Raw genomic sequence first — 7689 nt, forward strand, 5'->3', positions numbered from 1 at the left:
TGGGGCATACCGAATGAGGAACGCCGTGAACCCTTCCATGGGAGCTTGACGGCAGCGTCCTTGCTGCCGACATCCTCGCTCGGTACGTCCCCAGTGACTATTGCCATATCGGGAAGTTGTTTTGGACGATATCCTAACTTTGCCAGTCGGCCAACCTAGTGCGGTGAGGTTAGCCTTCGCTGACCTCAGTAAAGATTCGGAAGCTGATTTAAAAGGTTATCCCAGTAGTATGTGTGACAGAACCAAAATCGCACAGCAATGTAAGCAAGGGTAGTCAGAAATCCCTAGCCGTAAGTCGAATTCGGCGCGTTTGGCTCCATCCGCAAGAGGCGAAAGGTTGATCAAGGTATTTATAAAGGAAAATTGATTAGACTTTGTTGCTGAATGCGAAGAACATGTTAAAGAGCGGGAAAAAAATAGATACAGAGGTAGTCTGAGTTAAATTTTATAAGGGGAACTGCTATGGCACATATACACGGGGCGAAAACCGCAAAAGCCGCAACTGAAGCGATGGGCAGCGGCGCGATGAAAATGATGAACGGGGCGATGAGCGATATGGGCAAAATGACCGAAGCGACACACTCGGTTATGAAATCCGCCGCAGCCGGTGCCGCCGCTTCTGCCGGCAAGACCACTATAAAGAAAGTATTAACCCACCCGGCCACTTTGATTGGTTTCGGTATCGTTTTGGGGTATTTGGCATACAAATTCCGTCACGACATCGTTTCGGAGGAGCCTTCGTCGGAGTCATAGTGTGCAAGCAAATGTTTTCCGTTGCGTAACGCCTAGCCCGTACAGTAAACGAGAGCCGGCTTTCACCGGCTCTCGTTAAGGTTGACGCCGCAAAATCCGGTTAAGCCTGTAAGGCCTTCAACAAGGCTTGCAGCTTGTCGTTCGCATCGCCGAACAGCATGCGGGTATTTTCCAAAACGAACAGCGGATTGCCGACGCCGGCGTAGCCCGAGGCCATGCTGCGTTTCATGACGATAGTCGTTCCGCCTTTCCAGCATTCCAACACCGGCATGCCGGCGATGGGGCTGTTCGGGTCGTTCAATGCCGACGGGTTGACGATGTCGTTAGCCCCGATCACGATGGTGACGTCGACCTCGGGGAAATCTTCGTTGATTTCGTCCATTTCCAACACGATGTCGTAAGGGACCTTGGCTTCGGCCAGCAATACGTTCATATGGCCGGGCATGCGGCCGGCGACGGGATGGATCGCAAAGCGCACTTTCTTGCCCTGGGCGGTCAAGAGTTTCGTGATCTCATTGACCGTGTACTGCGCTTGCGCAACGGCCATGCCGTAGCCGGGGATGATGACGATGTTTTTCGAATCGCGCAGCAACAGTGCGGTTTCTTCGGCTTCTATCGGCTGCACTTCGCCTTCGACTTCGGCCGCGGCACCGCCGCTCGAGGTGCCGAAACCGCCGGCGATGACGCTGAGGAAATGCCGATTCATGGCGCGGCACATGATGTAGCTCAAGATGGCGCCGCTGGAACCGACCAGCGCCCCGGTCACGATCAGCAAGTCATTGCTGAGCATGAAGCCGGTAGCCGCCGCGGCCCATCCCGAATAGCTGTTCAGCATGGATACGACCACCGGCATGTCGGCGCCGCCGATCGCCATCACCATGTGCACGCCGAACGCGAACGCGATTGCCGTCATCAGCAGCAATGCCAATACAGGCCCGTTGAATACGGCGTTTTCGAACATATGGCTGCCGAAGACCGGCGTGCCGGTCTCGTTACTGGCCAAGAATTGCTGGCCGAGCATGATGGTGACGATGAACATCAGCAAATTCAGCCAGTGCCGGGCCGGCAGAAGTACCGGCTTGCCGTCGATCTTGCCGCACAGTTTTCCGAATGCGATGACCGAGCCGGAAAAAGTCACGGCGCCAATGAAGATGCCGATATAGATTTCCAGTTCGTGTATGGTTTCCTCGACGCCGGTCAATACGATGCTGTGATCCATGAAGCTGGCGTAACCGACCAGTACCGCCGCCATGCCGACCAGGCTGTGCATCAGCGCGACCAGTTCCGGCATTTGCGTCATTTCCACCCGAAACGCCGCGAATCCGCCGATCGCGCTGCCGATCAGCAAGGCGACGGCCAGTATCCAATACGCGGTGACGTGGCCGCCCAGCACGGTTGCAACGATCGCGATCGCCATGCCGAGCATGCCGTAATAATTGCCGCGGCGCGATGTTTCTTGGCGGCTGAGGCCGCTCAAGCTCAGGATGAACAGGATCGACGCCGCAATGTACGCCATAGTGACTAAGCCTTGTGACATGAGATGCTCCTTATTTTCTAAACATGGCCAGCATGCGGCGGGTTACCAGGAAACCGCCGACGATGTTGATCGAAGCGATCAGGATGGCGATCCCGGACAGAACGGTGATGACCAAATTATCCGGTGTCGACACCTGCAACAAGGCGCCTATGACGATGATGCCGCTGATGGCGTTGGTGACGCTCATCAGTGGTGTGTGCAGCGAGGCGGTGACGTTCCAAATGACTTGATAGCCGACGAAGCAGGCCAGCACGAACACGGTAAAGTGTTCCAGGAACGCGTGCGGTGCCGCCGAACCGATGCCGAACAAGACGGTGCCGGCTATCGCCAGGGTCAGCACCTGGGTCCAAACCGATTGCTTTTTCTCCGGTTTCGGTTCGGCGGCCGGCGCTTCGGTCAGCGGCTTGTGCGAACCCGTCAGTTTTGGCGGCGGCGGCGGCCAGGTGATGGCGCCTTCCTTGATCACCGTGGCGCCGCGGATCACTTCATCATCCATGTCGACGTTCAGTGTGCCGTTTTTTTCCGGGCATAAGTCGCTCAACAGATGGCGCAAATTGGTGGCGTAGAGCTGACTGGATTGGGCCGCCATGCGGCTGGGCAAATTGGTGTATCCGATGATGGTCACGTCGTGTTTGACGACAACCTGGTCTTTTTCGGTCAACGCGCAGTTGCCGCCCTGTTCCGCGGCCAGATCGACGATCACGCTGCCGGGTTTCATCGATTTCACCATGCCGGCGGTGATCAATTCCGGCGCCGGTTTGCCGGGAATCAATGCGGTCGTGATGATAATATCCACTTCCATGGCCTGGCGGGCGAACAAGGCCATTTCGGCTTCGATGAATTCCTTGGACATGGTTTTTGCATAGCCGCCTTCGCCGGTGCCGTCTTCCGCGAAATCCAGCATCAGAAATTCCGCATCCATACTTTCGATTTGTTCCTTGACTTCCGGCCGGGTATCGAAGGCGCGGACGATAGCGCCCATGCTTTTCGCTGCGCCGATTGCGGCGAGACCCGCAACGCCGGCTCCAATAACCAACACTTTGGCGGGCGGAACCTTACCGGCAGCGGTGATTTGGCCGGTAAAGAAGCGGCCGAAATGCTGTGCGGCTTCGACCACGGCGCGGTAGCCGGCGATATTGGCCATGGAACTCAAGGCGTCCATTTTTTGTGCGCGCGACATGCGGGGTACGCAGTCCACTGCCAATACCGTAGCGTTTTTGGCGGCAAGATTTTTCATCAATTCTTCGTTCTGGGCCGGCCAGATGAAGCTGATCAAATGTTGGCCTTCCTTCATCATCGCCAATTCATCGACGGACAGCTCAGGATGTTGTTCAGGCCCTCTGACTTTCATGACGATATCGGATTGTTGCCAGACGGATTTGGCGTCCGGCAGCACTTTGACTCCGAACTCCCGATAGTAATCATCGCTGAAATTAGCGGCTAGTCCGGCCCCGCTTTCAATGCAAACTTCGAAACCGAGTTTGATGATTTTTTCGGCCGCCTCCGGTGTGGTGGCGACGCGTTTTTCGCCTTCGTGGACCTCTTTGGGAACGCCAATTCTCATAATAGCTCCTTGTGTTTTAAGGAATTGATGGAATAATCAAACGTTAAACGATGTCGGAAATCGGGTCTGAGGATAGGGGATAGTTCATGTTTTATCAATCGCTTTAAAACGCAGCCAAAAAATTTTAGGCTAGAATCAAAGGACCCTATACCAGGGATTACCCTTACAATTTTTCTGTTAATGAAGATATTAGTTGCCGATGATAGTCGCCTGATAAGGCAAATCGTTACAGAATGCCTAAAAGATTTTGAGCACGATGTGGTTTACGCGGAAAACGGTTTTGAATGTTTGCAGTATGTTACCGATCATAACCTCGACTTGATTTTGATGGACGTGGAGATGCCCAATTTGAACGGCATCGATGCGACCAGGGCGATTCGTGAATTGAAAGGGGACGATTGGTTTCCAATTATCTTTCTGACGACTAAAGACGACGACACCGCCTACGCTGACGGCATTATGGCCGGCGGCGACGCATATTTACTGAAGCCGATTAATCCATTGCGACTTCAGCATACCATCGTTGCAATGGAGCGTATTTACTTGATGCGGCTTAAACTAAAGCTTGCGCAGCAAAAAATGCAAAAGCTCAATCAGGAGTTGGAGCATCTTTCACTGTACGACCAATTGACCGGGTTGGCGAATCGCCGCCACTTCGATAATACCTTGACTCAACAATTTGCCATGGCCGGAAGGAACAAATCGCCGCTTTCCCTGATCATTTGTGATGTGGATTTTTTCAAACTATATAATGACAGTTATGGGCATCAGCAAGGCGACGCTTGTCTGCAAACGGTGGGTAGAGTGCTGCGAGATCACGCTAGGCGGCCAACCGATTTGGCTTGTCGTTACGGAGGAGAGGAATTTGCCGTGATATTGCCGGAAACGAATTTGCAAGGCGTGAAACGGGTAGCTGAAGATATTCGGCAAGCAATATACGAGCGAGCAATTCCTCATACCGGTTCAAAGACGGCCGACCGCGTAACAATGAGTTTGGGTGTCGCAATTTATAACGGCCAATATGAACAGGCGGCTGAGCTTATCGAAGCCGCCGACGGCGCATTGTATAAAGCGAAAAAGGGCGGCCGTAATCGAGTGGAAGTGGCTTAAGTGAATTATCAAGCAAAAGATTTTATTGAGACTGAACAAGGATTATTGTTTGCGGTGGTCTCTGACGGCCTTGAATGCGGCAGGGTATTGTGTTTTTTGCGTTATGCCTATTTAAGCGGACAGTGGCGGAAATTAGCGACGGACAATGCCAATGCTTATTTGAATCGGGCGTTTCCGGATTTTTTGCATTACTCGGAGGTGTTAGACACTTACCTGCATTCTGTCGGCGAAAATGAAATCGTTCGGCACTATCAGCCGAAATCGATGTTGCAACAATTGTTGCAAGAAGAGACGACGGATCCTGTTATCCTGGATTTACAGGCGTTATGCGAGTTATTAGAGGTCAATCGTTTGGAACTCGATCATTTTGGGGTAACGGGTTCCCTTTTGGTAGGCATGCAAAACCATGGTTCGGATATCGACCTGGTTTGTTACGATCGTGTCACGTTTCATCAAGCTCGAAATATTGTCCAGGCCCTGATTGCCAAAGACCGATGCCAGACTTTAAACGACGAAGATTGGTTAAGCGCCTATCAACGCCGAGCCTGCGATTTTGCGCTGGACGATTACATTTGGCATGAACAGCGCAAATACAACAAAGCCATTTTTAATCAGCGCAAGTTTGATCTATCACTACTGGTGCCTACCCCGGTTGAAAATCAACGCCGCTTCCAAAAGCTCGGGTTTATTTCCGTCCAGGCAGACGTCGTCGACGACCATTACGGTTTCGATTATCCGGCCGAGTTCGTCATCAATCACCCGGAGATTGAGCGCGTGGTTTCCTTTACTGCTACCTATATCGGACAGGCTAAAGCCGGCGAGCAAATTGCCGTGGCCGGGCAGTTGGAAATTGACGATCGTGGCCGGAAACGTATAGTGGTCGGTTCCAACCGCGAAGCCATCGGAGAATATATCCGGGTACTCCGTTGAGCCGTCCATTGAATTTTAGCGCCGTCGTGTTTGACATGGACGGCTTGGTGCTGGATAGCGAGTCGGGTTATTTCATTGCTTGGGAACAAGCCGCAACGGAAATGGGATATCGCTTAAGCGCTGATTTCTGCAAATCCTTATCGGGCCAGCCCGGCCGTGTTATTAGCCAACGATTATTCGAATCTCTAGGGTCCGGTTTCGATATAGAAGGCTTCTATCGTTTGAGCGGACGAATTTGGCACGATTTAGTCAGACGCCAGGGCATACCGGTCAAAAGCGGATTTTATGAATTGCTGGATTGCATACGCGAACGGGCATTGCCATACGCTTTAGCGACGAATAGCCGCCGATCGGATGCCGAACAGTGCCTGAATTGGGCGGGCTTAGCCGACGTGTTCCCGACTATGATTTGCCGAGACCATGTAAGCAATCCTAAACCGGCACCGGATATATTTGTCAAGTCGGCTGAATCGCTGGGCGCCGAGCGGCCCGACTGCCTGGTATTAGAGGATTCACCGGTCGGGATTGCCGCAGCGGTCGCGGCCGGGTGTCCTTGCATTTACGTCCCGTCACTGCTGCCGGCCGATCCACGCGCCGCGAGTCAAGCGGACCGGGTTATGCAGAATTTAGCCGAGGTGGCCGATTTTATATCGGTGAGTTTTCATCATCCGTTATAATGCCGGCTGGCCATGATTACGGAATTGAGGTTGTGAAGCCCTTCTGCGAAAAAGTCACTGTTATCGCACCTGCTCGATTACATATGGGATTTATCGATTTAAGCGGGGCACTCGGTCGGCATTTCGGTAGTATCGGCGTAGCGTTGAACGACATCGGCACGCGAATCGAAGTCACCGCGGGGGCGGGGGTGACTGTCGAGGGTATTTGCGCCGAAAGAGCGGCGAAGTCGGTTAAGCGCTTGTGCAAGCTGCTTGATATCCCCGAGCAAATTCACATTTCTATCTCGGAGGCGATACCGGAGCATATCGGTTTGGGTTCCGGTACGCAGCTTTCCCTGGCGATCGGGTCGGGATTGAACGCCTTTTACAATCTGGGTTTGAGCATACGCGATATCGCGGGCTTAACCGATCGTGGCGCGCGTTCCGGCATCGGCATCGGCGTGTTCGAGCAGGGAGGCTTGGTAGTCGATGGGGGCCGCGGGCCGGATACGGCCACTCCACCGTTGTTGTCGCGTATGCCTATCCCCGATCATTGGCGTTTTCTTTTGGCGTTCGACAGCCGCGGGCAGGGTTTGCATGGCGAGCAGGAAGTGAGCGCATTTAAACGATTACCCCCGTTTCCGCGCGCGGAAGCCGAGCGTCTGGCTTATTTGTTGTTAATGCAAGCCTTGCCGGCATTGGCCGAGCAAAATCTAACGTTGTTCGGAGACGTCATCACCGACTTGCAAGAAGCGGTTGGACGCCATTTCGCTCCGGTCCAAGGCGGTATTTTTACGAGTTCGGAAGTCGCCTCGGCTATGAATTGGTTAAGGCTGCAAGGGGCTGTTGCAATCGGTCAGACTTCCTGGGGGCCAACCGGTTTTTGCGCCGTTGATAATCCTGAATTAGCGGCGGAACTGTTGGAGGAATTAAAGCGCCGGTTTACCTCGGAATATTTGAGTTTCATGGTTGCAAGCGCGCGAAATAGAGGCGCCGACGTAATCAGCCAAAATGCCTAAAGTTCTAATATAAGCATCACACCTTGTATTGAACGTTCAAGTTCGACCCCTATGTGTAGTTCGAAACTATGTCAAGATTGTTGATACCGCCTGAATGAAAGATAGAATTCACCTTGGTTA

General features: G+C 53.0%; 7 protein-coding genes. 5 read left to right on the forward strand and 2 right to left on the reverse strand.

Annotated elements, in window-relative coordinates:
- Positions 1–462 precede the first annotated feature (462 nt).
- The gene (locus tag ACW73I_RS22650; protein ID WP_458031776.1) at positions 463–753 is read left to right on the forward strand and encodes a hypothetical protein; all 291 of its coding nucleotides are present in this window, start codon (positions 463–465) and stop codon (positions 751–753) included.
- Between the two features lie 100 nt (positions 754–853).
- Here the strand turns inward: ACW73I_RS22650 and pntB are convergent, their stop codons facing one another.
- Together pntB and ACW73I_RS22660 are read right to left on the reverse strand one after the other, a co-directional pair.
- Positions 854–2290: a Re/Si-specific NAD(P)(+) transhydrogenase subunit beta gene (pntB, locus tag ACW73I_RS22655; RefSeq protein WP_458031777.1), complete on the reverse strand. Its 1437-nt coding sequence runs from the start codon at positions 2288–2290 to the stop codon at positions 854–856.
- A gap of 10 nt (positions 2291–2300) precedes the next feature.
- On the reverse strand, positions 2301–3854 hold the full coding sequence (locus ACW73I_RS22660; RefSeq protein ID WP_458031778.1) for a Re/Si-specific NAD(P)(+) transhydrogenase subunit alpha: 1554 nt from the start codon (positions 3852–3854) through the stop codon (positions 2301–2303).
- Positions 3855–4034: 180 nt separating this feature from the next.
- Here ACW73I_RS22660 and ACW73I_RS22665 point away from each other — a divergent pair, with 180 nt between their 5' ends.
- Genes ACW73I_RS22665 through ACW73I_RS22680 form a run of 4 tightly spaced genes read left to right on the forward strand, consistent with a single transcriptional unit; the run spans position 4035 to position 7569 of the window.
- Positions 4035–4964 carry a diguanylate cyclase domain-containing protein gene (locus ACW73I_RS22665; RefSeq protein ID WP_458031779.1) on the forward strand — a complete coding sequence of 310 codons (930 nt, stop codon included), beginning with the start codon at positions 4035–4037 and terminating at the stop codon, positions 4962–4964.
- Positions 4965–5894: a hypothetical protein gene (locus tag ACW73I_RS22670; RefSeq protein ID WP_458031780.1), complete on the forward strand. Its 930-nt coding sequence runs from the start codon at positions 4965–4967 to the stop codon at positions 5892–5894. It abuts the gene before it with no gap.
- An 8-nt stretch (positions 5895–5902) separates the two neighbouring features.
- Positions 5903–6571, forward strand: coding sequence for an HAD family hydrolase (locus tag ACW73I_RS22675; protein ID WP_458031781.1), 669 nt, complete (start codon positions 5903–5905; stop codon positions 6569–6571).
- 32 nt (positions 6572–6603) lie between these two features.
- Positions 6604–7569, forward strand: a complete 966-nt coding sequence (locus tag ACW73I_RS22680; RefSeq protein WP_458031782.1) for a beta-ribofuranosylaminobenzene 5'-phosphate synthase family protein — start codon at positions 6604–6606, stop codon at positions 7567–7569.
- Positions 7570–7689 lie beyond the last annotated feature (120 nt).

This window comes from Methylomonas sp. MgM2, from assembly GCF_054172045.1.

Coding starts and splice junctions, on each gene's coding strand:
- ACW73I_RS22650 (WP_458031776.1), top strand. CDS start 463: ATGGCACATATACACGGGGCGAAAACCGCAAAAGCCGCAACTGAAGCG.
- pntB (WP_458031777.1), bottom strand. CDS start 2,290: ATGTCACAAGGCTTAGTCACTATGGCGTACATTGCGGCGTCGATCCTG.
- ACW73I_RS22660 (WP_458031778.1), bottom strand. CDS start 3,854: ATGAGAATTGGCGTTCCCAAAGAGGTCCACGAAGGCGAAAAACGCGTC.
- ACW73I_RS22665 (WP_458031779.1), top strand. CDS start 4,035: ATGAAGATATTAGTTGCCGATGATAGTCGCCTGATAAGGCAAATCGTT.